21 protein-coding genes and 1 tRNA gene are annotated in these 25,927 nt (G+C 64.2%); 11 read left to right on the plus strand and 11 right to left on the minus strand.

The genetic code is table 11. The features are described from left to right. Positions 1–45: 45 nt before the first annotated feature. The 8 genes from prmC to argS form a co-directional block, all read right to left on the minus strand. Complete coding sequence (gene prmC / locus ACWA1U_RS14325; RefSeq protein WP_463722832.1) at positions 46–885, minus strand: peptide chain release factor N(5)-glutamine methyltransferase; 840 nt, start codon at positions 883–885, stop codon at positions 46–48. 7 nt (positions 886–892) lie between these two features. Continuing rightward, a complete protein-coding gene (prfA, locus tag ACWA1U_RS14330; RefSeq protein ID WP_463722833.1) occupies positions 893–1,969 on the minus strand; it encodes a peptide chain release factor 1 in 1,077 nt (358 codons plus the stop codon). Positions 1,970–2,126: 157 nt separating this feature from the next. After that, positions 2,127–4,307 carry a transcription termination factor Rho gene (gene rho / locus ACWA1U_RS14335; RefSeq protein ID WP_463722834.1) on the minus strand — a complete coding sequence of 727 codons (2,181 nt, stop codon included), beginning with the start codon at positions 4,305–4,307 and terminating at the stop codon, positions 2,127–2,129. A 334-nt stretch (positions 4,308–4,641) separates the two neighbouring features. Further along, entirely contained in the window at positions 4,642–5,661 is a 1,020-nt protein-coding gene (gene thrB, locus ACWA1U_RS14340) for a homoserine kinase (protein ID WP_463722835.1), read from the minus strand. Further along, positions 5,654–6,784, minus strand: a complete 1,131-nt coding sequence (gene thrC / locus ACWA1U_RS14345; protein WP_463722836.1) for a threonine synthase — start codon at positions 6,782–6,784, stop codon at positions 5,654–5,656. The genes thrB and thrC overlap by 8 nt, the downstream gene beginning before the upstream one ends. Continuing rightward, positions 6,784–8,142 carry a homoserine dehydrogenase gene (locus ACWA1U_RS14350; protein ID WP_463722837.1) on the minus strand — a complete coding sequence of 453 codons (1,359 nt, stop codon included), beginning with the start codon at positions 8,140–8,142 and terminating at the stop codon, positions 6,784–6,786. Before ACWA1U_RS14350 ends, thrC begins: the two co-directional genes overlap by 1 nt. After that, positions 8,139–9,602, minus strand: a complete 1,464-nt coding sequence (gene lysA / locus ACWA1U_RS14355) for a diaminopimelate decarboxylase (protein WP_463722838.1) — start codon at positions 9,600–9,602, stop codon at positions 8,139–8,141. The genes ACWA1U_RS14350 and lysA overlap by 4 nt, the downstream gene beginning before the upstream one ends. A gap of 1 nt (position 9,603) precedes the next feature. After that, positions 9,604–11,253 carry an arginine--tRNA ligase gene (argS, locus tag ACWA1U_RS14360; RefSeq protein WP_463722839.1) on the minus strand — a complete coding sequence of 550 codons (1,650 nt, stop codon included), beginning with the start codon at positions 11,251–11,253 and terminating at the stop codon, positions 9,604–9,606. A gap of 192 nt (positions 11,254–11,445) precedes the next feature. Here argS and ACWA1U_RS14365 point away from each other — a divergent pair, with 192 nt between their 5' ends. From ACWA1U_RS14365 to ACWA1U_RS14405, 9 genes are all read left to right on the plus strand, one after another. Then, complete coding sequence (locus ACWA1U_RS14365; protein ID WP_463722840.1) at positions 11,446–11,970, plus strand: FMN-binding protein; 525 nt, start codon at positions 11,446–11,448, stop codon at positions 11,968–11,970. Further along, entirely contained in the window at positions 11,967–12,836 is an 870-nt protein-coding gene (locus ACWA1U_RS14370; RefSeq protein WP_463722841.1) for an FAD:protein FMN transferase, read from the plus strand. Before ACWA1U_RS14365 ends, ACWA1U_RS14370 begins: the two co-directional genes overlap by 4 nt. A gap of 31 nt (positions 12,837–12,867) precedes the next feature. Then, positions 12,868–14,358: a ferredoxin--NADP reductase gene (locus ACWA1U_RS14375; protein WP_463722842.1), complete on the plus strand. Its 1,491-nt coding sequence runs from the start codon at positions 12,868–12,870 to the stop codon at positions 14,356–14,358. Positions 14,359–14,455: 97 nt separating this feature from the next. Further along, positions 14,456–14,531, plus strand: a tRNA-Arg gene (locus tag ACWA1U_RS14380). Between the two features lie 136 nt (positions 14,532–14,667). Next, on the plus strand, positions 14,668–15,372 hold the full coding sequence (locus tag ACWA1U_RS14385; protein WP_463722843.1) for a DUF4129 domain-containing protein: 705 nt from the start codon (positions 14,668–14,670) through the stop codon (positions 15,370–15,372). Between the two features lie 32 nt (positions 15,373–15,404). Then, positions 15,405–15,869 (plus strand): hypothetical protein, encoded by a 465-nt coding sequence (locus ACWA1U_RS14390; protein WP_463722844.1) that lies wholly within the window; start codon positions 15,405–15,407, stop codon positions 15,867–15,869. Next, positions 15,866–16,843 carry an AAA family ATPase gene (locus tag ACWA1U_RS14395; protein ID WP_463722845.1) on the plus strand — a complete coding sequence of 326 codons (978 nt, stop codon included), beginning with the start codon at positions 15,866–15,868 and terminating at the stop codon, positions 16,841–16,843. Before ACWA1U_RS14390 ends, ACWA1U_RS14395 begins: the two co-directional genes overlap by 4 nt. Positions 16,844–16,862: 19 nt before the next feature. Beyond that, positions 16,863–18,278, plus strand: coding sequence for a DUF58 domain-containing protein (locus tag ACWA1U_RS14400; protein ID WP_463722846.1), 1,416 nt, complete (start codon positions 16,863–16,865; stop codon positions 18,276–18,278). After that, complete coding sequence (locus ACWA1U_RS14405; RefSeq protein WP_463722847.1) at positions 18,275–18,820, plus strand: hypothetical protein; 546 nt, start codon at positions 18,275–18,277, stop codon at positions 18,818–18,820. Before ACWA1U_RS14400 ends, ACWA1U_RS14405 begins: the two co-directional genes overlap by 4 nt. Positions 18,821–18,828: 8 nt before the next feature. On the opposite strand, the gene ACWA1U_RS14410 is transcribed toward ACWA1U_RS14405, so the two are convergent. Beyond that, on the minus strand, positions 18,829–19,404 hold the full coding sequence (locus ACWA1U_RS14410; RefSeq protein ID WP_463722848.1) for a DinB family protein: 576 nt from the start codon (positions 19,402–19,404) through the stop codon (positions 18,829–18,831). 86 nt (positions 19,405–19,490) lie between these two features. On the opposite strand from ACWA1U_RS14410, the gene ACWA1U_RS14415 reads away from it, so the two are divergent. Together ACWA1U_RS14415 and hrpA are read left to right on the plus strand one after the other, a co-directional pair. Then, positions 19,491–20,441 (plus strand): helix-turn-helix transcriptional regulator, encoded by a 951-nt coding sequence (locus tag ACWA1U_RS14415; RefSeq protein WP_463722849.1) that lies wholly within the window; start codon positions 19,491–19,493, stop codon positions 20,439–20,441. Positions 20,442–20,482: 41 nt separating this feature from the next. Next, positions 20,483–24,373, plus strand: a complete 3,891-nt coding sequence (gene hrpA, locus ACWA1U_RS14420; protein WP_463722850.1) for an ATP-dependent RNA helicase HrpA — start codon at positions 20,483–20,485, stop codon at positions 24,371–24,373. A 65-nt stretch (positions 24,374–24,438) separates the two neighbouring features. Here the strand turns inward: hrpA and ACWA1U_RS14425 are convergent, their stop codons facing one another. Both ACWA1U_RS14425 and ACWA1U_RS14430 read right to left on the minus strand, forming a co-directional pair. Further along, complete coding sequence (locus ACWA1U_RS14425) at positions 24,439–24,864, minus strand: HIT family protein (RefSeq protein WP_463722851.1); 426 nt, start codon at positions 24,862–24,864, stop codon at positions 24,439–24,441. A 97-nt stretch (positions 24,865–24,961) separates the two neighbouring features. After that, the gene (locus ACWA1U_RS14430; RefSeq protein WP_463722852.1) at positions 24,962–25,792 is read right to left on the minus strand and encodes a sulfurtransferase; all 831 of its coding nucleotides are present in this window, start codon (positions 25,790–25,792) and stop codon (positions 24,962–24,964) included. Positions 25,793–25,927: the final 135 nt, after the last annotated feature.

Raw genomic sequence — 25,927 nt, forward strand, 5'->3', positions numbered from 1 at the left:
GCCATTGGCACATCGACGCACATCAGGCTATCTCCGAACGACACATCAAGCGCGTACAGCGGATGTGGCACGCGCACGTCCGGACAGGTCCAGGTGGATTTCGACGGCGTTCCACACGGCCTCCGATTGCAGAATCCGTTTCAACGATTCGGCCTGCTCTTCCGCATGTTCCATCACGAAGTACCCGCCGGGCTTCAGCAGCCTTGCCCCAGCCTTCGCTGCGGCAAGAGGCAAGCGCAGGCCGTCTGCGCTCCCACCGTAGAGGGCGAGTTCGGGGTCATGCTCGGCAACTTCGGGGTCGCGGGGCACTGCTTCAGTGGGAATGTACGGCGGATTGGAAACGACGACGTCGAAAGTTCCGTCGTGTTCTCCCAGCGCCTCGGCGAAGTCCCCCTGTAGCAACTGCACCCCGAACGGCTTCAGGTTGCGTTCCGCCCAGGCGCACGCAAGATCGCTCAGCTCGACGGCGAACACCGACGCATCCGGCACCTCCTGGGCTACCGACGCAGCAATGGCACCGGAGCCGGTACCGAGGTCGGCGACTTTGGCGCCGTCGGTTGCCCGCGCCGCATCTATGGCGAGCTGGGCGACGATTTCGGTTTCCGGGCGGGGGATGAAGACCCCTGGCCCTACAGCCAATTCGAGGTAGCGAAAGTGCGCGACGCCGGTGATGTGCTGAAGCGGGATACGCTTGGCGCGCTCTTCCACCAGCTCAGCCAGACCAGCCGGCGCGGGTGCACCGGATAGAGCCAGCGCACGAACCCGTCCCGCGGTCTCCCCCAGTAGATGGGCGGCGAGGAGCTCGGCGTCGACCCGCGGACTGGGCACGCCCGCGTCCAGAAGCATTGCAGCGGCATCGCGCAGGGCATCATCCAACGATTGCATCAGTGAGCTAGTCGTCGTCGCCGATTGCTGCCAACCGGGTTTGCTCGTCCAGTTCAATTGCTGACTGAACCACAGGTTCAAGGTCGCCATTCATCACGGCGTCGAGGTTGTAGGCCTTGTACCCGGTGCGGTGGTCGGCGATGCGGTTCTCCGGGAAGTTGTACGTGCGGATCCGCTCGGACCGGTCCATGGTCCGGACCTGTGACTTACGGATGTCGGAGTTCGCTGCGTCGATTTCTTCCTGCTTCGCGGCAAGGATGCGCGAGCGAAGTACGCGCATCGCTGCTTCACGGTTCTGCAGCTGTGACTTCTCGTTCTGCATGGCAACCACGATGCCGGTAGGGAGGTGGGTGATCCGGACCGCGGAGTCTGTGGTGTTGACCGATTGGCCGCCTGGGCCCGAGGACCGGTAGACGTCGATCTTAAGGTCGTTCTGGCTGATCTCGACCTCTTCAGGTTCGTCGACTTCAGGCAGCACCAGCACACCGGCAGCAGAGGTATGGATGCGGCCCTGGGACTCGGTCACAGGGACGCGCTGCACCCGGTGTACGCCGCCCTCGAACTTCAGCCGTGCGTAGACACCCTCGGCGGGATCATTGGATGAGCCCTTGATGGCCATCTGGACGTCCTTGTAGCCGCCCAGATCAGATTCGTTCGCAGAGATGAGTTCGGTTTTCCAGCCACGGTTTTCGGCATACCGCGTGTACATACGGAGCAGGTCACCGGCGAAGAGCGCAGCTTCGTCGCCGCCTTCTCCACCCTTGACCTCGATGATCACGTTGCGGGCGTCATTCGGATCCCGTGGAATGAGCAGCCGGCGCAAGCGCTCCTGGGCTGTATCCAGTTGTTCCTCAAGCTGGGGAACTTCCGCGGCAAACTCGGGATCATCGGCCATCTCCCGTGCAGCCTCTAGGTCGTCTTCGAGTGCCTTCCACCGCGTATGCGCTTCTACGATGCCGCTGAGTTCGGCGTACCGGCGTCCGAGTTTCCTGGCCAGGCCCTGGTCAGCGTGGACGGCTGGGTCGGAGAGCCGCAGCTGGAGTTCGGCATGTTCATCGAGCAGACCGTGTATGGACTCAAACATGGCAGCACTACCTCTTTCGAAGGAATCGAGTCAGCAGAAATAGCTGGGTCTTCCCATATATTTCAGCTATTTCTGCTGACTCGATGGGGTGGGACGGCTTAATGCGGGAAGCCGCCCGGGACATGCCTGCGTGGCATGTTCCGGACGGCTACCTCAGTTAATCGTTGTCGCTCTTGGAACCCAGCGTGGTCTTCTGGACCTGCATCAGGAACTCAACGTTCGACTGCGTCTCCCGGATCTTGTTGGTCAGCAGTTCGAGCGCCTGCTGCTGCTCGAGTCCGGACAGGACGCGGCGGAGCTTCCACATGATCTTGACCTCGTCGGCCGAGAGCAGGTTCTCCTCGCGCCGGGTACCCGACGCGTTGACGTCGACAGCCGGGAAGATGCGCTTGTCCGCGAGGTTGCGGGACAGGCGCAGTTCCATGTTGCCGGTGCCCTTGAACTCCTCGAAGATGACCTCGTCCATTTTGGATCCGGTCTCGACGAGCGCGGTGGCAAGAATGGTCAGCGAGCCGCCATTCTCGATGTTGCGCGCGGCGCCGAAGAAACGCTTGGGCGGGTACAACGCTGCCGAGTCCACGCCACCGGAGAGAATACGTCCGGAGGCAGGAGCAGCCAGGTTGTAGGCACGGCCAAGGCGGGTCATCGAATCAAGGAGAACGACGACGTCCATGCCCATCTCCACGAGGCGCTTGGCGCGCTCGATCGAGAGCTCGGCAACCGTGGTGTGGTCATCGGCGGGACGGTCGAAGGTCGAGGCAATGACCTCGCCCTTCACCGTGCGCTGCATGTCGGTGACTTCCTCGGGACGCTCATCAACCAGCACCATCATGAGGTGAACCTCAGGATTGTTCACGGTTATGGCGTTCGCGATTGCCTGCAGGATGAGGGTCTTGCCGGCCTTCGGCGGCGAAACAATCAGTCCACGCTGGCCCTTGCCGATCGGCGCCACCAGGTCGATGACGCGGGGGCCGATCTTCTTGGGGTCCGTCTCAAGGCGCAGACGCTCGGACGGGTACAGCGGTACAAGCTTCGCGAATTCGACGCGATCCTTGAGTTCCTCAGGGGTCTTGCCGTTGACGGAAGTCATCTGGACAAGCGCGTTGAACTTCTGCCGGGCGTTGTTCTGGTTCTCACCCTCGCGCGGTGCACGGATGGCACCGACGACGGCGTCACCCTTGCGGAGCCCGTACTTCTTGACCTGCGCGAGCGAGACATAGACATCATTAGGCCCGGGAAGGTAACCGGAGGTACGCACGAAGGCGTAGTTTTCCAGCACGTCGAGGATGCCAGCTACCGGCAGCAGCACATCATCCTCGGTTACCTCGACGTCGTCGACCTCGGGATTCTGGCCGCGTCCGCGACGGCGCTCATTGCGGTCACGGAAGCGGTTGTTGCGGTCATCCTCGCGGGTGTTGCGATTGCGACGGTTACGCCCACGCCCATTGCCGTCTTCGCGATCGTTGCGGTTCTCGGACCGGTCATTGCGGTTCTCAACGCGATCATTGCGGTTCTCAGACCGCTCATTGCGATCGTTCCGGTTCTCGCTACGCTCGTTGCGGTTCTCAGACCGGTCGTTGCGATCATTGCGGGTGTCGCTGCGCTCGTTGCGGTTCTCAGACCGGTCGTTACGGTTCTCGCTACGCTCGTTTTCGTCGCGGTTGGTATTGCGGCGTTCGTTGCGGTCGCGGTTGCGCTCCCGGCGGTCATTGCGGCGCTCCTGGCCTTCGCCCTGAGCATCTGCACCCTCCGAGGTATCGCCGCCCTGCGGCGCGGACTCCTCGGTGGTTGATGTGCCGTCATTCTGTGCTTCGGCGTCGGCACGGCGTCCGCCACGATTGTTCCGGCCACGCCGGCCGCGCTCGGGAGCTTCGGTCTCGCCCGCCGTTGTGGATGCGCCGGAATCAGAGGCGGAAGCTTCAGTTCCGCCTGCACCAACCTGACCATCATCGGCCGCTGGCTGCTGCTCAGTCTTGACGACGCCGTCGCTGCCGGCACGCCGGTTGCGATTGCGGGTACGGGAGGGCTTCTCCGCCGGATCCTGCGCCTGCCCTTGATCAGCACCGTTCTGTGAAGGTGCGTCCTCCTGCGCGGGCTTCTGAGCCGCAGCCGCCTTCGGGCGGTCCGCTACGGCTGAACCGCGCTGGTGGTCTGAGATAGCCGTGACGAGATCGCCCTTGCGCATCCGCGATCCCACGGTGATGCCGAGCTGACCGGCAAGCGCCTGCAGCTGGGCGAGCTTCAGTCCGGCAAGACCGGCACTCTTGGAAGCTGTTGCGCCGTTGGTTTCGGCGGCTTGGGTATCCACGCCTGTCGGCAGGTCAGTGGTTTGAGTCACGAAGGATCCTTCCCCTCGTCGGGCGATCCATCTCTGATGTGGATCGCGTTTGGTTTGCCCGCCGCCACGTCTAGATGATGGAGGCTGGGGTCTCGGTATTTGCCGGAGGCTCTCCAGCAAGGCCGAACGTGCTGAACCTCGAAACCTCTTCAGCGGCGCAGCCACGAAGTGACCGGCTGCCGCATCAGTTTCTGGGAGGTACACCTGAGATTGGGCTACTGCTGACAAACAGGCAGTTTCAAGACGGTCACAGAAAATGACGGCCAGATCAACAGAAGCACATCTGAATACAGTTGCCTCATAACGATCAGAGTAGAACCTGATGTGTAAGGACTTACCGTTGGTGCACTTTCACTTTAGCACCTTCTGTGGCCACGTTCAGCCGAAGAACACGCCACTGGACGGCATCGGGAATGGTGCCGTCGGCGGCATTGACTGCAGTGAGGTTGACGGCACCGTCCGCCGCGCCTACATGCCTCTCGATGGCGTCGATCACGGCACCGGCCTGCTCTTCGTCAGCGGCAAGGGTCATGATCGTGGGGCCGGCACCGGAGATGACCGCCGCGTGGCCCTCCGAACGAAGCGCGCGCATCAGGGTGGCACTGTGCATCATGGCCTGTGCCCGGTAGTCCTGGTGCAGGAGGTCGCGGGTCGCGTCCAGCAGAAACCGGGGTTCCGAGGTCAGCGCATGCACCAGGAGCGCGGCGCGTCCGGCGTTCGCCGCCGCACTGCTGTGCGGAACGGACGCAGGCAGCAGTGCACGCGCGGCTTCGGTGGACAGTTCACTCGACGGGATTGCGACGACGGGAACGACGCCGGGGTGAACCACCACTGCTGTGCTCTGGAACGCCCGGCCTGTCTCCCAGGAAACCGCGAGAGAGCCGAGCAGTGCGGGCGCAACGTTGTCGGGGTGGCCCTCCAGCGTGGAGCAAAGCTGGAGAACCCCCTGGCCATCCATCCGCGAGGCTTCCGGAAGCAGGGCGTTCGCGGCCAGCACTGCGGAGACGATGGCCGCAGCGGAGGACCCGAGCCCACGCCCATGCGGAATCACGTTCGACGCCTCGATTTCAAGACCAGGACTTGCGAAGCCTGCACGCTCAAGAGTCCTGATGATGGTTGCGGCGACCAGGTGTTCTTCGTTCCTCGGGAGGGTTGCCTCGCCCTCGCCGGTGACTTTCACCGTCGTCGTGCCTGTCGCGGTTGTGCGCACCCTGATCGAATCGTAGAGCGTAACCGCGAGCCCCAGGCTGTCGAATCCGGGGCCCAGGTTGGCGCTGGTGGCCGGGACCTCGACCGAGACCTCCTGGCCGGGAGCCACCACCTGGGCGATCACTGCGGGAACCCCGTCAAGCATTGGCAGGCTGGCCCGAGTCGGCGTCCGCCAAACCGAGCGCTCCGGCCACGCTGACGACGTCGAACTCCACCTTCGTGGGCTGGACATCGGAGCCGTCGGCTGCTTTGAGCGCCCACTGCGGATCCTTCAACCCGTGGCCGGTAACGGTAATCACGATGGTTTTACCCTCGGGCACCTCCCCTGCCGCGTGCTTCTTCAGCAGGCCCGCCACCCCTGCAGCAGACGCAGGCTCGACAAAAACACCTTCGCGCGAGGAAAGCCAGCGGTGGGCTTCGAGAATCTCCTCATCGGTGACGGCTTCGATGAGCCCGCCGGATTCATCGCGGGCGGTGATTGCCTGCTCCCACGAAGCCGGATTGCCGATGCGGATAGCGGTTGCGATGGTGTCGGGTTCCGTAACCGGGTAACCCTTCACGAGCGGCGAAGCGCCCTCGGCCTGGAAGCCCCACATCACGGGGGTGCGGGTCGAGACTGCGGGAAGCTCGCCAGCGGTGCGTGAGGTATAGGACTGGGAGTACTCCTTGTAGCCCTTCCAGTACGCCGTGATGTTTCCTGCGTTCCCCACGGGCAGGAGATGGTAATCCGGTGCATCGCCGAGAAAATCGACCACCTCGAAGGCGGCTGTCTTCTGCCCTTCGATCCGCGCCGGGTTGACGGAGTTCACCAGGAACACCGGGTATGCCTCAGCGAGCTTGCGCGCAACGTCAAGGCAGTTGTCGAAGTTGCCGTGGACCTGAAGCAGTTCCGCGCCGTGGGCGATCGCCTGGCTGAGCTTGCCCATCGCGATTTTCCCCTCCGGAACGAGCACCGCGCAGGTCAGGCCGGCCTGGGTGGCGTAAGCTGCAGCCGACGCCGAGGTGTTGCCCGTCGACGCACACACTACGGCCTTCGCGCCTGCTTCGACGGCAGCGGTAATGGCCATGGTCATGCCCCGGTCCTTGAACGAGCCGGTCGGGTTCATACCCTCGACCTTCAGGTAGACCTTGCAACCGGTGAGTCCGGAAAGCGCCGGCGCGTGCACCAGCGGGGTGCCGCCCTCGCCCAGCGTAATGACCTTGGTCGATTCGGTTACCGGCAAACGATCAGCGTATTCGCGGATAACACCGCGCCATTGGTGGGCCATTAGACTCCCTCTACTCGGAGGACGGAGGTCACCGCGTTGATGACGTCGAGGTCCTCGATATGTTTGACGGTTGATGCCAGGGCGGACTCAGCAGCCCGGTGGGTGACGATCCGGAGTTCCGCTGTGGCGTCGCTGCCGTCCTTCGCGGGGTGGATGGTTTGCCGCATGGTCTCGATGGATACCCCGTGCTCGGCGAACAGTTGGGCGATCTGTGCCAGGACACCCGGCTGGTCAGCGACGTCCAGGCCGATGTAGTAGCTGGTGGATACGGTGTCGATGCTCAGCGCCGGAACGTGGCCGGTGGTGGTCTCGGTGCGTCCCGGTCCCCCGAGCACCACCCTGCGGGCAGCGCTGACGACGTCGCCGAGTACTGCGGAAGCGGTAGGCGTACCACCGGCGCCCTGGCCGTAGAACATTAGTTCACCGGCGTTCTCAGCCTCGATGAACACTGCGTTGAACGCACCACGCACGGCAGCAAGCGGGTGGTCCCGCGGGAGGAGGGTGGGATGCACGCGGACGCTGACGCCGTCGTCGCCGGCTTCATCCTTCAACAGCTCCGCAATCGCGAGCAGCTTGATAACGTACCCGGCGTCCTTGGCCGAGGCGATGTCCTCGGCGGTTACCGAGGTAATGCCCTGGCAATGCACGTTCTCGAGCGCAAACCGGGTGTGGAAGGACAACGACGCGAGGATTGCGGCTTTCGCAGCGGCGTCATGGCCCTCGATGTCGGCCGTCGGGTCAGCTTCCGCGTAACCAAGGCGTTGCGCGTCGGCGAGCGCGTCTGCGAACTGCGCGCCCGTGCTGTCCATCTGGTCGAGGATGTAGTTGGTGGTGCCGTTGACAATGCCGAGCACCCGGGTGATTCGGTCGCCGGACAGGCTGTCGCGGATCGGCCGGAGGATTGGAATCGCTCCCGCCACCGCGGCTTCGTACGAGAGCTGAACGCGGGCGGCGTCGGCACGCTCATAGAGCGTGGGGCCGTCCTGGGCGAGCAGTGCCTTGTTGCCGCTGACCACCGTGGCTCCATGGTCGATCGCCCGCAGGATCAGTGTCCGGGCCGGCTCGATCCCGCCCATGAGCTCAATGACGATATCCGCGCGCTCGACCAGGGACTCGGCGTCGGTGGTGAACAGCTCACGGGGCAGCTCCGCTTCGCGAGGGGCATCGATTGACCGGACTGCAATGCCGATCAGATCAAGCCGGGCTCCGATTCTCGCTGCGAGGTTGTCGGCGTCCTCCACCAGGATGCGCGCCACCTGGGATCCGACGTTGCCGCAGCCCAGCAGGGCAACCCGCAGCGTCTTGCGCGCAGAGGTACTTGGGACCGTTTCGTCCGGGACTGTCGTCAAATCGATCATGCTCCTGCTTCAAGGGTTGCTCGGTGGGTACCGGTTTCCCGCGGTACATCGCGGGCCAGAAGGTCGTCCTCGGTTTCGCCGCGCACGATGAGCCGGGCGACGCCGTCCTTGACCGCCACGACGGGCGGCCGGGTGAGGTAGTTGTAGTTGCTCGACAGCACCCAGCAATAGGCGCCGGTTCCGGGCACCGCGATCAGGTCGCCGCCCGCAGTGTCAGCGGGCAGGTACACACTGCGCACAACGATGTCTCCGCTTTCACAGTGTTTTCCGACAACGCGGGACAACACCGGTTCCTGGAAGGACGCACGGGAGGCCAGCACAGCGGAGTAGTCGGCGTCATACAGGACGGGCCGCGCGTTGTCGCTCATCCCGCCGTCAACTGAGATGTAGCGCCGGGGGTGCGTGCCGCCGTCGGTATCCACCTGCACGGTCTTGATGGTTCCGGCTGAATAGAGCGTGAAAGTTGTAGGCCCCACGATGGCGCGCCCCGGTTCAATCGAGATGCGCGGCACCCGCAGGCCATGCTGGGCGCACGTGCTGCGGACGACGTCGGCCATGGCCTGCGCGATGTCCGACGGCGGACGCGGCGTGTCAGCTTCGGTGTACGCGATCCCGTAGCCGCCACCGAGATCGAGCTCCTCGAGTTCGACGCCGTGCCGGTCCCGGACGTCGGCCAGGAATTCCAATACTCGGCGCGCAGCGAGCTCGAAGCCTGCCGCCTCGAAGATCTGGGAGCCGATGTGGCTGTGCACACCGAGCAGGCGGATGCACGGGTGGCCGAGCGCTGCGGCCACCGCCTGGGCGGCGGGAGAATCCCGGTCCGACGACGACGGCGCGAGCGAGAGCCCGAACTTCTGGTCCTCATGTGCGGTGGCAATGAACTCGTGGGTGTGGGCGTGCACCCCGGGGGTGAGTCGAAGCATCACATTGGCTGTCGCGCCCCGGCTTTCGGCCAGCGCTCCGACGCGACGGAGTTCATCCAGGCTGTCGACGACGATGCGCCCGACTTCCAGGTCCAGCGCCCGGTTGATCTCGGCGTCGGACTTGTTGTTTCCGTGGAGGGCGAGCTGCCTCCCGTGGAGGCCTGCGCGCATGGCCACGGCAAGTTCACCGCCCGATGCCGTGTCAAGGCGTAGGCCTTCCTCGGAAACCCAGTGCGCTATCTCGCTGCAGAGGAAGGATTTACCTGCGTAGTAGACGTCCACTCCCCCGCACAGATCCTTGAACGCTGCGTTGAACGCCGTCCGGAAACTTCTGGCCCGAGCGCGGAAATCATCTTCGGACACCACGAACAGGGGGGTGCCGAACTGCTTAGCGAGCTCCGCAACAGACAGCCCGGCGATGGTCAGGGCACCCGAAGCGGAGCGCTTGACATCCTGCGCCCAGAGCGCCCTGTCCAGTCGGTTGACGTCAGCGGGAAGCGAAAGCCACTCGGGAGCGAGTGGTGAGGAAGCCGCCACGCTACATCCGCTCCGGGGCCGAGACGCCGAGCAGCGCCAGCCCGTTCGCGAGCACCTGTTGAGTCGCGTTGTTCAGCCACAAGCGCGTTCGGTGGACGTTCTCGACCGGTGCATCGCCTAGCGGGGCAATACGACAGGCGTCATACCAGCGGTGGTAGGTGCCGGCTATCACTTCGATGTGCCGTGCGACGCGGTGTGGCTCCCTGAACGCTGCGGCCTGTGCGACGACACCGGGGAACTGGCCGAGAGAGGCAAGCAACGCCCCCTCTGTGGCATGGGTCAGCGCAGTAGCGTCGAAGGCGCTGGTATCGACTCCAGCAGACTCCGCGTTCCGCTGAACCGCGTGAGTACGGGCATGGGCATACTGCACGTAGAACACAGGGTTCTCGTTGCTGCGTTTGGTCAGCAGATCTAGATCTATGTCGATGTTGGAGTCAGCAGAGAAGCGCGCGAGGGTGTACCGGGCGGCATCCACGCCGACAGCGTCGACAAGGTCCTCCATGGTGACGACGTTTCCCGCCCGCTTGGACATCCGCACGGGTTGTCCGTCCTTCATCAGGTTGACCATCTGCCCGATCAGCACCTCGACGGTGTCCGGGTTGTCTCCCAGTGCGGCAGCAGCTGCCTTAAGCCTCGCCACATATCCGTGGTGGTCCGCACCCAGCATGATGATGTTCAGGTCGAAACCGCGCCTGCGCTTGTTCACGAAGTACCCGATGTCGCCTGCTATGTACGCGGGCTTACCGTCTGACTTGATGACGACGCGGTCCTTGTCGTCCCCAAACTCAGTTGATTTTAGCCACCACGCGCCGTCCTCGAAGAACAAGTTTCCAGAATCCTTGAGCTGCTCAAGGAGCCCGCCAACAAAATTGTCGGCGAACAGTGAGTGCTCGTGGAAGTAGACGTCAAAGTCCACTCCAAAATCATGGAGTGAACGCTTGATATCGCCGAACATGAGATCCACGCCCACGGCACGGAATTGCTCCAGTGCGTCCTCTTCCGGTTGGTCAAGGATGGCTGGCTCAGCGTCCAGGACCCGGTTCTTGATGTCGACAATGTAGTCGCCGCCGTAACCGTCCTCCGGGGCAGGCTCGCCCTTCGCGCTTGCGAGTAGCGACCGGGCGAACCGGTTGATCTGCGCGCCGTGGTCGTTGAAGTAGTACTCGCGGGTCACCTCAGCACCCTGGGACTGGAACATGCGGGCGAGGGCGTCACCGACCGCTGCCCAGCGCGTACCGCCCAGGTGGATAGGCCCTGTGGGGTTCGCAGAAACGAATTCAAGATTGATCTTTGTGCCGCTCAGGGCGTCATTGCTGCCGTAGGCGGACCCTGCCTCGACGATGGTCCGCGCCAGTTCACCGGCAGCTGCGGCATCGAGCCGGATGTTCAGGAAACCGGGACCGGCGATGTCAACGGAGGCAACGCCGTCGAGCTCTTCCAGCCGCCCCTTCAGAAGCTCAGCGAAGGCGCGCGGGTTCATGCCGGCCTTTTTGGACAGCTGAAGGGCGATGTTGGTTGCCCAGTCTCCGTGCTCGCGGCTCTTTGGCCGCTCGACTCGCACTTCCCCGGGCAGTTCCACAGTGATCTCGCCAGCTGCGACGGCGTCTTTCAGGCATGCGGATATAGCGGAGGAGAGTTCTTCGGGAGTCACTGGTCCAGCATAACGGCGCTCCTTCGATCCTTCTGATTGTGTGACGGGTGCAACCGCTTGACTTGTATTCACCGATTAGACCCGTCCAGACACTGTTCTGAACCGAATTGATCGCACTAGCGTTATGTATTTGGTGTACCAGTGTCTTGGCTGCGTACCCAGCGCGAACGCCGAACTTCTTAAGGAGAACCCGTGAGTAATTCCGTGCAGAAGCCATTCCAGCGTTGGGCCATAACCGGACTGGCCGCAGCCTCGCTGCTTGCGGCCGCGGGATGTGCAGCGAACCCACCCGCCCCCGCAGGTGGCGTCGAACCCGGCGGAACCACATCTGAAGCGGCGCCCGAAACAAGCGCTGAATCGAGTGCTCCCGCCGAAAGCCAGGACCCAGCCGAGTCAAGTGCGCCCGCTGAAAGCTCAGGGACCTACGCCGACGGCACCTACTCCGCTACGGGTTCCTACCAGACACCCGGCGGCGAGGAAGAGATCGGCGTCACGGTGACCCTGGAAGGTGACACCGTCACTGACGTGCAGGCTGAGCCGATGCCCAGCAACCCCACCACCGAGCTGTACCAGGGAAAGTTCAGCAGTGGCATCAAGGAGGAGATCGCCGGCACGCCGCTCGATGAGCTCAGCGTCAGCAAGGTCTCCGGCTCCTCCCTAACCAGCGGCGGCTTCGCTGCGGCCATCGACCAGATCAAGAGCGACGCCGCACAGTGACCGGGTCCGCGCTTCAGTGCAGCTACACATTCGAAGCCATCGGTACCCACTGGGCGATCGATACTCCGGGTGAGCTGAGCGCTGAAGCGCGTGCCGCCGTCGTAGGCGTGATCGCGGAGTACGACGCCGTCTACTCCCGTTTCCGTCCTGACTCGCGGATTGCGGTGCTGGGTGGAGGCGGCAGTATCGAACTTCCCTCCCATGGGGCGGCCCTGGGTGAGCTGTACCGCCGGTTGTACCGGTTGACCGGCGGGGCGATGTCTCCGCTGGTGGGTGGGTCGCTTGAGCAGTTGGGATACGACGCCGACTATTCGTTCGTGCCGCGCGGAAGCCCAACGTCGGCGCCGGTGTGGGACGGAAACCTGGAGTGGGACGGTGTGCGGGTCCGTGCGCACACCGACGTCACCCTCGATGTCGGAGCGGCAGGCAAGGGGCAGCTCGTCGACCTCGTCTCAGCGGCATTGACCGACGCCGGCCACCCGGACCACACAGTCGATGCAGGCGGTGACATGCTGCACCGCGGAAGCACTCCCATCCGTGTGGCGCTGGAACATCCCTACACAAAGGATTCGGCCATCGGTGTTGTTCCGCTCGAGAACCGCGCACTGTGTGCGTCCGCGTCCAACCGTCGGCGGTGGGCAAACGGCCTGCACCACGTACTGGATGCAACGACAGGGCAGAGCGTCGATACAGTGGTTGCGACGTGGGTGCTAGCCCAGGACGCGATGCACGCTGATGCCCTGGCCACGGCACTGTTCCTCGCTCCCCCTGATGCGCTCCTACCGGAGTTCGATTTTGAATACGTACTGGTGCTCTCCGACGGACGGGCACAATTCTCATCATCGCTCGCCGGAGCGCTGTTCTAGATGAATGGGTGGGCTGGGCATGCTCGGTAGGTTGGATACGTTCCTTGGTCGAGTCACCATGTACCGGCTGGTCTTCGTGCTGCTGGTGATCCTCGCTGTGTATGCCTTCGCGCTCTCAGCGTTTGGCTTGCTTGCCTTCACTCCCAGTGAACTGGGTGCCACACTCGCCGCGGCGGTGATTGCTTCGTGGGGCGGAACGCGCGTGATGGCGCTACTGTTCCGCACCAGGGCACACACAGAGTCCTCGCTAATCACGGGATTGCTGCTGTTCTTCGTGATGTTCCCGTCGAACACGCCCGCCGGCGTCGGAGGCATAGCTGTGGCCGGTCTGGCCGCAGCCGGCTCCAAGTACCTGGTGGCCGTCCGCGGGCGGCACATCTTCAATCCCGCCGCGTTCGGCGCGGTTGTCGCGACCCTCCTCAGCCTCGGAGCGGCGGCCTGGTGGCCAGCCAATCCGGCAATGCTGCCCCTCGTGCTGGTCTTCACCCTGCTTCTGCTCTACCGCACCCGGAAGCTGCCCATGGGCGCGGTGTTCCTGCTGGTTGCAGCGGGCATCCTGGTGGTCCGCCTCGCCGCCGGGGGCCTTCCACCGGGTGACGCTCTACTGCTCGTCTTCCAGTCCTATCCCCTGCTCTTTCTGCTCGGGTTCATGTTGACCGAGCCGCTAACGCTGCCGCCGAGGCGCTGGCAACAATTCCTGGTTGCAGCTGTCGTGGCTGTGGTCCTCGCTCTACAGATCAGCATTCCGCCGGTTTTCCTCGGCCCGGAATACGCCCTCCTCATCGGCAACGCAGTGGCCTTCACCATGGGACAAAGGCGCCGTATCCGTTTACGTTTCGCGGGGTCGCGTCAGCTGACACCCACCAGCACCGAGGTTCAGTTCACTCCCGAGCGGCCCGTTCACTTCCGCCCGGGGCAATACATGGAGCTGACGCTCCCCCATGCCAGGCCGGACCGGCGCGGCGTCCGCCGCATCTTCAGTATCAGTTCAACGCCCGACGACGGCACGGTGCGGTTTGGCCTGCGGGTCTCCGACCCGCCCAGTTCGTTCAAGTCGGCACTGCTGCAGTTGAAGCCAGGCGCGGCTGTGGATGCCACAACGGTTGCCGGAGACTTTGTACTGCCCAAGAACCCGACGGCCAAGCTGCTGTTCTTCGCCGGTGGCATCGGGGTGACTCCATTCCTGAGCCAGCTTCGTGCCGGTCCCGAGAGTTCCGAGCACGAACGCGATGTAGTGCTCGTCTACGTGGTCAGCCGCGCCGAGGAGCTGGGTTATCTGGAGGAACTATCGGCAACGCGGGTGCTCCTGTTCTGCCCGGGCGAATTAGGTCAGTTGCCTCAGACCTGGACGCACGGCGGGAGCGGGTTCCCCACCGCGGATCAGTTGCGCGAACTGGTGCCTGACCTGGCCGACAGGCTGGCCTATCTGTCAGGCTCCCCATACACCCTGAGCCGGGCAAAACCGGTCATTCATGCGGCCGGCGGGAAGTCAATCAGGACTGACGCGTTCCTCGGATATTGAGCTCTCGGGTGCAGGCCAAGCGGGGTTTCGTGCAGCCAACGCCCACCTGCTAAGCTCAGTGAGTCCCTTTCGGCCACCGGAAAATTCCGGTGGCCGCGCCCTCGTAGCTCAGGGGATAGAGCGTCTGCCTCCGGAGCAGAAGGTCGTAGGTTCGAATCCTATCGAGGGCACCATTTCACTTCAGGACCTCCCGTCCCACCCCCTCTTTTCCACCTCCCGCGATTCGGTGACGCGCGTCACGTCCGCATAGACTGGGCGCACTTGCCGCGCAACGGGGGAGGCTGGGTGCAGGGGCGAAGGCTCTCGGGAATGCGGGTCCAACCGCTGGTCCTGTTCGGTGTGCTCACCGTGCTGCTCGTCCTGGTGGCGGCAGGATTCATAGGCCCACTCAGGGCTCAGTCACCCACGTTCGATGTCCCATCGGGACCAGTTCTGCAAACCGCGGAGCCAACACCCACGGCAACCGATGCCGCCCAGGATGACGAGGATACGCAGCCCGACACCGAGGTGAGCGGCTGGCTGGTCCTGATTTTCGTCACCATCCTGCTCGCCACCGTGTTCTCCTTCGTCCGGTTCCTGCTGTCCTTCGGCCGGAAACGGCGCGCCAACTGGCGGGCCAATCATATTGACAACTACGGCACCGGTGACGGCCGTGCCCCGGACGGGGACGCCGTCGTCGTGCGCTTCAAGACCGCACAGGAGGCACAGTCCGGAGCCGAGTCGTCACGGAATGCCGTGATCGCCTGCTGGCTGGAGCTTGAGAGGGCGACGGCGGAAGCCGGCGCCGCACGTCGCCGGCAGGAGACCACGACCGAGTACACAAAACGCGTACTGGCGACTTTCGAAGCACCGGCGGAAGACGTCGGTTTCCTTCTGAGCCTTTATCAGCGCGCACGGTTCGGCCAGGGAGCTGAGGGTGAAGTCGGCACCGCTGAGCTGCACCGTGCACAGGAAAGCCTCGGGAGGATCGCGACGGCGGTTGCCCCGTCAACGGGACGGGTCAGTCAGCGATGACCGCTGCCCAATGGCGAGCCACGATTCCCCTGATGGCGATTGCAGTGATGTTCGCCCTCCTGCTCTCTCTCGACCCAGGGCACGCGTTTGCCCTCGTGACCGCGGCGTTCGTCGGCGGCCTGGCGAATGGACTGCTGGAGAACCTCGACCCGGACCGCCTGCCCGCCCTCAGCCCGCGGTCACGATCGAGGGGGCTGGCTGACGTCCAGGCTCTTGAGTTCTCGCTGTCCAGCGAAGGCTCGGGCATAGGCGCACGGGCCATCAACGCCCTGGTGGACACAGCGTCCGCCGCAATCGACGGTGGGCACGTCGACCAGTCAACCATCGGCGAGCCGCTCGCTACCCTCCTGGCGGCACGCCGCGGAACAAGACCGGCGGAAGCGGTTGATGCACGCACGTTTGACGCCGCAATGGACCAGCTGGAGAAGATCCTCCGGACTGATCCGCACAATGATGCCGGGCCGCACAACGCCAACCGAACGAAGGAGATTCGATGACGCAGAACCTCACGCCACACGATGCGGCCACACGCTGCAGCGACGTCCTGGGGGAAATCAGCTCAGTGGTCGTCGGCATGGAAACGCCACTGAAGCTTGCCCTGGGTGCTGTGCTGGCTGGCGGACACGTGTTGTTCGAGGATCTGCCGGGGCTCGGCAAGACTCTCGCTGCAAAGACCATGGCGCAGGCACTGGGCCTCGGCTTCCGTCGTCTCCAGTGCACACCGGACCTGCTGCCCTCCGACGTCACTGGGTCCTCGATCTTCGACCCCGCCGCCCGGACCTTCGACTTCGTGCCCGGTCCCGTCTTCACAAACCTCCTTCTCGCCGATGAGATCAACCGCACCTCACCCAAAACGCAGTCAGCGCTGCTCGAAGCGATGGCAGAATCGCAGGTTTCCGTCGAAGGGCGGACTGTAAGCCTTGGCCAGCCCTTCCACGTCTTCGCGACCGCCAATCCGATCGAGTTCGAGGGCACCTATCCGCTGCCCGAAGCGCAGCTTGACCGTTTCCTCATCCGCCTCGCTGTGGGCTATCCGGAAGCAGCAGCCGAACACGACATCATCCGACGGCGCATCGAGCGTGGGCGCGAGGCGGCGCAGGTCAACGCGGTCACAAGCCCCGACGAGTTGCTCGCCATACGTGATGCAACCGGCCGGATCGAAGTTCATCCGGATGTCATCGACTACGCCGTCCGTCTTGCCGCCGCCACCCGATCCCATGAAGCCGTCGACGTCGGAGCCTCGCCGCGCGGGTCCCAGGCGCTGGTCCTGCTCGGACGGTCGCTTGCCCTCATGGACGGAAGGGACTTCGTGCTGCCGGAGGACGTGAAGTCCGCCGCGGTACCTGTGCTTGCCCACAGGCTGACGCTGAGCGCAGGGTCATGGGCCCGAAATATCAAGGCGGAGGACGTCGTGGCGGACGTAGTCAGGCGTGTGGCCACGCCAACCACTGTGTCGTCCCTCGAAACGTAGCCCTGTGAGACGCCAACCAGTGAAACGAGATCCCGAAAAACGGAGATCGCTCGACGCCAAGGGATTCCGGCCCGGCGGCCAATGGACCCTCGCCGGGCTCACCATGCTCGTTGCTGTGGTGGCAGGCCTATTCATGGGACGCCCTGACGTCGTCGTGATCGGCCTGCCGCTCGCTGTGGTGGCGGCCTCGGGCTGGGCTCCATCAACCAAGCGGGAAGGTGGAGACGCCGACGCCGATGTCACCTTCACGGTCCGGGCTTCCGATGAACAAACCAACGACGACGGCCGTCGCCGTTTCCGCGTCGGTTCACATGGCCGCGACGGGATCGCCCTCATCCAACCGGCGGTTCCTGGCAGGGGAACGGCAAGCGCACTGATCGCTGTGGGCGACCGCTGTGCCGTTGCAGTTCCCGTACCGTTGACCGGCCGCGCGCGGGTCCTCACGGTCGGGGCCGGCACGCTCAGCGCAGACGGCATAGCCCGGCAAAACTTTGTCGAACTCGACCCGGCATGGCTGACGGTGCTTCCGCCGGTCAGCCGCACCCTGATTCGCGCTCTCCCGCTACCCCACCAGTTGAGGGGACACACGGGTGAGCACACCTCGCGCCAGACAGGCGACGGCGGCGAGCTGCGGAGCATCGATACCTATCGTCCCGGCGACCAGCTGCGGCGGATCGACTGGCGTGCAACTGCGCGCCAGTCCTCGGCACACGATCAGCTGTTCGTACGCCGGACTTACGCGCACTCCGAGGCCGGGATCCACCTGCTCATCGACACCGCGGTGGATCTCCCGGCATCCGTGCAGGCCTGGTTTCCGGTCCGGGAGGATCCGTTGGGCGCTGTCACCTCGCTCCATCTGTCGCGCGAAGCAGCGACGCTCCTTTCGGCGTCCTACCTGGCGAGCGGGGACCGGGTGGGGCTCAACGACCTTTCCGGGAGGCACCGGCCGCTGCGGGCAGCAGGCGGGCGCCGCCAGCTCGACCTGATCCGTACGCATCTGGCGCTCATGAGTGCCGCACCGCGCCAGGACACCCGGCGGCAACACAGCGGCGCACCGGCAGGATCGCTCGTCTATGTCCTTAGCCCGTTCGTGGACGGTGAACTCGCGCAGATGATGAGGGCGTGGCGTGTTGCCGGCCACGGTGTGGTCGGCGTGGATACCTTCCCCTGGCTGGCCGATGCACAGGGATCACCGGCATCATCCTCGTGCCGGCGTGCGGTACGGCTGACCCTGCTGCAGCGGCGTCAGGTGCTGAACAGCCTGGCCGCGGAGGGACTTCCCGTCTTCGGATATCGCGGGGAACACGCCCAGCCGGCTGCGGATACGCATACCTCGCTCGACACACTGGCGGGTCAGTTGCCGCTCGCTACGGGCCTGTCAGCTCTACGCAGGTCCGCGCAGCGCGGACGTCCCTTCGCACGGACCGCGTTGTGATTCCCCGGTCACGCTCCGCCCGGTCGCGGCGATCCGAGAGCACGGTGCTCCGGGAGCTGGATATCGGGCCAGCTTTCTCCGTCCACTGGCTGCGGGCTGCCGCCTTTGTCCTGGCCGCAGTTCTCGGACTCGCGCTGTGGCAGAACACGGCACTGGTGATTGTGCCCCTTCTGCTGTTTGCGGCCTCTGCCCTTTTCCCTTTTGTCCTGTTGCCCCTGGCTTCGCTCCTGATCCTCCTGGCCAGCTACGCCATGCTGGTGCCCGCTGGGTCCTGGGCAGTCTTCCCCTACGCCGCCGGGTTCCACCTGCTGTTCGTTTTGTTCACCCTGCTACTCGGCGTGCCGCAACGCACCGACGTGAGCACCGCCGTCGTACGTCAGGTCCTGGTACGCGCCGCGCGAATTCAGCTCCTCGTCCAGCCTGCTGCGGCTCTGTCGCTACTTTTGAACGACGCCGGGGACGCGCCCTACCTGGTGGGCATCGCCTGCGTTGCGCTGGGAGTTTGGTCCTTCTGGTTGCTCAGGGCAGGGCGACGGGACTGAGGATCCAACTATGCGCCGAAGCTGACCTTCCCGCCGGAGCCGTTCGCCCATAGGTCGCGCAGCAGCGCGATCTCCGCAAGATGATGGATCATCTCCCGGTTGATGTGCTGCACCAGCGCGGCCATTGGAGCCTCGGCGAAGGAACCTTCCGCCGGACCGACTGGACGCGCCATTTCCTCCGGCGTCAGCGCGGCCACCGCTGAGGACCAGTGCGCGTACATGGAGTCAAGCTGCTCCAGGGCGCGCGCAGCCGATGCCGGATAGTGAAACTCGCGGTAACTGATCGGTTGACCACCAAAATGGGAGGACAGCCGCTCCCCCAGCACTCCCACCAGGATGTGGCCCAGGCGCCAGGCGATTGTGGTTACCGGCGCAGGAACAGGCTCAGGAATCCCAAAGTCGATGGTGAAGTCGCCTCCCCCCATCTGCATCGGCGCCGAGCTGGTTCCGCGCGGGCGGACGCTCCAGCAGCCAGCAACGGGCTCCCAGAAATACTCATCATCGCCCAGCCCTTCGAGGCGCGGCCTGGCCTGTTCTTGCCAGTGCCAATCGAGCTGCTCCACCAGTTCCTTCGAAAGATCCATGGTCATCCTTCCGTTCCGTGCGGTTACCTGGATCCTAGAACGCAATGCGGACAGGTAATGTCCGCATGACTGGATACCGTTGTCCCATGTTGGAAACCTCCGCGCGGTTGCTTCAGTTACTTTCCCTGCTTCAGCTTCGCCGTGAATGGACCGGTTCGGCGCTTGCCGACCGAATGTCCGTGACCGAGCGCACGGTGCGCCGCGACATCGGCAAGCTGCGCACCCTTGGCTATCCAATCCACGCTTCCCCGGGCATCGCAGGCGGTTACCAGTTGGGAGCCGGCGCGCAGCTGCCGCCGCTGCTGCTCGACGACGACGAAGCACTCGCCGTCGCCATCGGCCTCAGTGCCGTTACTGCAAGCCCTGTTTCCGGTTTGGGTGAAGCATCCGTGCGTGCGTTGACCAAGCTCGAACAGGTCCTGCCGGGCAGGCTTCGGCCCAAGTTCGCTGGGTTGAGAACCGCGGTAACCCGGATGGCGGTTGCCACCACTCCGGTCAATCCTGAGATTCTCACGGCGTTCTCCTCGGCGATCACGGAACGCCGCGTCGTCGTCTTCCGCTATGAACGGCACGACGGCGAATCCTCCCGGCGCGTTGTCGAACCGGTTCGCCTCGTTGACACCGGGCGGCGGTGGTACCTCGTGGCCTGGGATGTGGGCCGGGAAGACTGGCGGACTTTCCGGGTTGACCGGTGCCAGAGCGTCCCCTCCCCGCGTGAGCGTTTCGGCCAGCGCCCTCCGCCCGCCAAGGATCTCGCGGCGTACGTGCAGAAATCCATCACGCGTTCGCCCTACCGGCATGACGTCGTGGTCAGGATTCACGCTCCGCTCTCGGAGCTTGGTCCGATGATCCCGCCGAACATCGCGGAACTGGAGGACGACGGCGGGAGCACCATGATGCGGTTCGGTGCGGATTCGCTCGACTGGCCTCTGATGCATGTGGTTGCCCTCGGGTTCGAGTTCCAGATCCTTGAGCCGAACGAACTCCGGGAGCGTGCGCTGGCCGCCGCCGAGCGCCTGGTCCGCGCGGTCAGATGAATGCCTGACCAGGGCACTGCCAGCGTAAACTGGAGATAATCATGTCGCTGACAATCTCCTACCCCGCCCAATTACCGGTCTCCGAACGGCGGGCAGACATCATGGCCGCCATCGCCGCCAATCAGGTCACCATCATCGCCGGCGAGACCGGCTCGGGAAAAACCACCCAGATCCCGAAAATGTGCCTGGAGCTCGGGCTGGCCAAGGCTGGGATGATCGGCCATACACAGCCGCGACGCCTTGCCGCACGCACGGTCGCCGAACGCATCGCCGAGGAACTGGACGTCAAGCTCGGCGAGGAAGTCGGGTATCAGGTGCGTTTCACCGGTGAGGTGAGCCGGAGCACCCGCATTAAGCTCATGACCGACGGCATCCTGCTTGCCGAGATTCAACACGACAAACTCCTGAAGAAGTACAGCACCATCATCATCGACGAGGCACACGAACGCAGCCTCAATATCGACTTCATCCTTGGGTACCTCAAGCGCATCCTGCCCAAGCGCCCCGACCTGAAGCTCATCATCACCTCCGCGACCATCGACCCGCAACGCTTCGCCAACCATTTCGCCGCTGACGAAGCGGTTGCGGCGAAGCAGCCGGCGCCTATCATCGAGGTCTCCGGCCGCACCTACCCGGTCGAAATCCGGTACAGGCCCCTCAGCCAGCCTGCGGGCGAGTCCGATTCCGACGACGAGCTCGAGGAGGACCGCGACCCCCTCGATGCCGTGTGCGACGCCGTCGACGAGCTGGCGATGGAGGCTCCCGGGGATGTCCTGGTGTTCTTCTCCGGCGAGCGCGAGATCCGCGACGCCGCCGACGCACTGCGCGCCCGCATCCAGGTCAACCCGCGCCTGCGGGGAACCACCGTCTTGCCGCTCTTTGCGCGTCTGTCCCTCCAGGAGCAGCATCAGGTCTTCAAGCCGGGCGGGTCGGGACGCCGGATAGTCCTCGCAACGAACGTTGCCGAAACCTCCCTGACTGTCCCCGGTATCAAGTACGTCGTCGACACCGGTACCGCCCGCATCTCGCGATACTCGCACCGAACCAAGGTGCAGAGGTTGCCGATCGAACGTGTGTCGCAGGCCTCCGCCAATCAGCGCTCGGGGCGCTGCGGCCGTGTCTCCGACGGCATCGCCATCCGCCTCTACTCGGAGGAAGACTACGAGGCACGCCGGCCTTTCACCGACCCGGAAATACTCCGGACCAACCTCGCCGCCGTGATTCTTCAGATGACCGCCATGGGTGTCACCCGCGGCCCACGGGATGTCGCTGAGTTCCCGTTCGTCGAGCCGCCGGATTCAAAGGCAATCAACGACGGCGTCACCCTCCTCCGCGAGCTTGGCGCCCTGAACGCCGATGGCGGAATCTCGCCCGTCGGACGCCAGCTCGCCCAGTTGCCGGTGGATCCACGCCTTGGCCGGATGATCGTTGAGGCCGGACGGCGTGGCTGTGCCAAGGAAGTGATGGTCCTGGCCGCGGCGCTGACCATCCAGGACCCACGGGAACGCCCGCAGCCTGACCAGGCGGCGAAACTGCAGAGCGCCACCGAGAAGCACCGCAGGTTCATCGACGAGAACTCTGATTTCACGGGCTACCTGAATCTTTGGCGCTACCTGCAGGAGCAGCAGAAGGAACTCTCCTCGACGCAGTTCCGCAAGCTCTGCCGCAATGAGTTCATCAACTACCTCCGCGTGCGGGAGTGGCAGGACCTCTTTACGCAGCTGCGCCAACTCGCCAAGCCCCTCGGGATCACCCTCCCGCCAGGCTCCGTGGACCCGGTGGGCAACAATGACGCCATCCATATCAGCCTGCTCGCTGGACTCCTCAGCCACATCGGCCTGTACGACCAACGCAAGCGGGAATACGCCGGCGCCCGTGGATCGAGGTTTGCAGTCTTCCCGGGCAGTGCGCTGTTCAAAAAGAGCCCCGATTGGGTCATGGCCGCTGAACTTGTCGAGACGTCGCGGCTTTGGGCCCGCGTGGCCGCGAAGTTCGACCCGCTGTGGGCTGAAGAGGTGGCACCGGACCTGGTGAAGCGAAGCTATAGCGAGCCACACTGGTCCCGCAAAATGGGCTCGGTCATGGCCTACGAGAAGGTGACGCTGTATGGCGTGCCCATCGTGCCTCAGCGGCGCATCAACTACGGGCGGATCGACAGGGAACTGGCGCGTGAGCTGTTCATCCGAAATGCGCTGGTCGAGGGCGACTGGCGTACCCACCACAAATTCTTCCACCGCAACAAAGCCCGGATTGCCGAGATCGAGGAGCTTGAGAACCGGATGCGCCGCCGCGACCTCATGGTCGACGACGAAACGCTGTTCGAGTTCTACGATGCCCGTATCGGCGCGGAGGTGGTGTCCGAAAGGCACTTTGACAAGTGGTGGAAGCAGGCCCGGCAGACCGATCCGGAGCTGCTCGATTTTTCTCCCGACGAGCTCCTCAGCCGGGATGCCGATCTTGATGAGAAAGCGTTCCCGAAGACGTGGCACCAGCAGGGATTCGAACTTCCCCTGAGCTACGAATTCTCCCCCAATGTGCCGGGCGCTTCCGACGGCGTCACTGTGCAGGTTCCGTTGTTGTTCCTCAACCAGCTCGAGGTTGGCCCGTTCCTGTGGCAGATTCCCGGCATCCGGGTGGAACTGGTCACCGCCCTCATCAAGTCCCTTCCAAAGCAGGTCCGCAAGCACTTTATCCCCGCACCCGATGTGGCTCGCACCGCCGTCGAAGCACTGCACGCTGACTTCGACCCGGAACGTGACGAGCTCGAACCCTCGCTTGAACTCGCCCTGCGCAGGCTCAAGGGCCACATCATCCCACCCGGCTCCTGGAACCGGGACTTACTGCCGCCGCATCTGCTCATGACCTTCCAGGTGGTTGACGGCAACGGTCGCATCCTCGACGAAGGCAAGAGCCTCCAGTCATTGCAGGAAGAGCTGGCGCCGCAGACGCGCCGCGCAATTGCCGAGTCGCTTGGTGCGACCCCCGCCACCACCAGGCCACAGGCCCGGCGCAAGGAGCAGACGTCGTCGTCGTCGTTGGGCCTGGAAGCAGGCCCCGGCATCCAGGAGGTCACCGGCGCAACGGAATGGACGTTCGGCGCGATACCCGCCGAGGTCTCCCGGATAGTCGGAGGGCACCGGGTCACCGGCTACCCCGCCCTCGTGGACGAGGGAGGCTCCGCTGCGCTGAAGGTCTTCCCCAATGCCGCAGAACAGGCTTCGGCCATGCGCGGAGGCGTCATCCGGCTGCTTGCCCTGCGCGTTCCGAGCCCCTCGCGCTACGTTTTGGAGCATCTCAGCAACTCGGAGAAACTTACCTTTACCCAGAATCCGCACGGCAGCGTAAGCGCACTGATCGAGGACTGTTCGATAGCCGCGATCGACAAGCTGACACCGGTTACCCTGCCCAGGACACGGGAAGAGTTTGACGCTCTGTTTGAGACAGTCCGTGCGGAGCTCATCGATACGGTGTTCGTCGTGACGGCCACCGTCGAGAAGATCCTTGCCAGTGCTCGCCGCATCGAGAAGCGGCTCAAGGGGTCCACGAGCCTTGCGCTGATCACCGCCCTGAACGACATCAAGAGCCAGCTGGAGAACCTCGTGTATCCCGGTTTTGTTGCCCGCACCGGTTATGCCCAGTTGGCCCACCTCCCCCGCTACCTGGGCGGCATCGAGAAGAGGCTCGAGAAGCTCGACACCACGGTCCAGCGCGACGGCGTGAGCACAGCGATCATCCAGCGGCTCGAGGATGAGTACGACGACGCCGTCGCCTCCGTTGCGCCGCAGGGACGCACGGTGCCGCCCGGCCTGGCATCGGTACGGTGGATGCTCGAGGAGCTACGGATCAGTCTGTTCGCCCAGGAGCTGGGCACCGCATACTCCGTCTCGGAGAAACGGATCCGCGCCGCGCTAGGCGACGCACTCGCGGCGTGAACTCCGGAACTTTCACAGCCGCGGCGGCCCTGGACCGCCGATCCGCGGGTTCGGTGCATCCGCGATCAGTCCGGCACGTACTCCGCGTAGCCCGCCTCCCGCAAGCCTGCCCGCAGACGCTCTGCGTGGGCATCGAGCTTCGAAGGGTCAGCGTTGCGGTCCACGTTGTGTGGATCGAATTCAGCGGCACTGTGCGTGGGCCAGATATGCACGTGCACGTGCGGAATCTCATAGCCCTCGATCAGCATGCCGATTCGTTTCGCCTCGAAGACGGTTTCCTGCACCTTGCCGATCCGCTGCGCTACGCCCATGACCCTCGACAGCAGCCCGGGGTCAACATCGACCCAGTGCGCCACTTCCTCACGCGGCACCACCATGAGGTGCCCGTCCGTGATGGGCTCGATGGTCAGGAACGCCACCACCGCGTCATCTTTCCAGACGAACCGTCCGGGAATTTCACCGTCAATAATCCTGGTGAACAGCGAGCTCACGAGTACTCCTTCAGCAGGCGTTGGTACTGGACACCGGGGACATTGTCCCCGGTGCCCACTCTCTCACAGCAGGTTTGGAGTCAACCTTCGAATGCGCTCAGGGCCCGCTGGCCACCGGGAGGTCAGCCCTCGCCGACCACTGGGACCAGGAGCCCGGATAGAGAGCGGCGGAGAACCCGGCGATGTCGAGCGCGGCGATCTCATGCGCTGCTGTGATCCCGGACCCGCAGTACACCGCAACATCAGCTGTCTCGGTCACACCGAGGGCAGCGAACCTTCGCCTCAGTTCCGCGGATGGGAGGAAAGTCTTCTGTGGGGTGAGGTTGTCCGTTGTGGGGGCGCTCAGCGCCCCTGGGATATGCCCGGCCTTCGGGTCGATCGGTTCAGTGATTCCCAGAAAGCGCTCTGGGGCACGTGCGTCCAGCAGGAGTCCGTGATCGGCAAAGCTCGCTACATCACCCAGATCGAGCACACTCATGCCTCCCGAGCCGAGCGTCACGTCGCCCAGGCAGCGGTGTTCGTCACCGCGCTCGGTCTCAAAGCCTGCAGCATTCCAGGCCGCCAAACCGCCGTCGAGCAGGTGAACCGACGTCATTCCGGCATTGCGCAGCAGCCACCAGAGGCGTGCAGCTGCGAGGTTCCCGTTGTCGTCGTAAACGACCACTTCATCGCCGTCGTTGATTCCCCACTGCCGCGCTGCTTCCTCAAGCGCCGCTGCCTCAGGAAGCGGGTGCCGCCCTTCCTCTGAATTTGGACTGGAACAGAGCTGCGATTCCATGTCTACGTAAACAGCGCCGGGGATATGAGCTGATCGATAATGTTCCTGACCGTGGGGGTCACCCAAGGACCAGCGAACATCCAGCAGGACAGTCTGCCGGCCGGAGGTCATCCGGTCCCGCAGCGCCCGCACGTCCATCAGAGTCTCCATGAAGATCTCCTTAGATATGTGTGACCGGTGACACACCGGTCGGGTGTGAATCAAGTTCACCACAGCGGAACCGGACACTCCAATTGGCAGCGCTGCCACCCTCCTAGGCTCGGCCGTGTAGCCTCGGACGGGCTC

The organism is Arthrobacter sp. TRD_SC_6 (genome assembly GCF_055361185.1).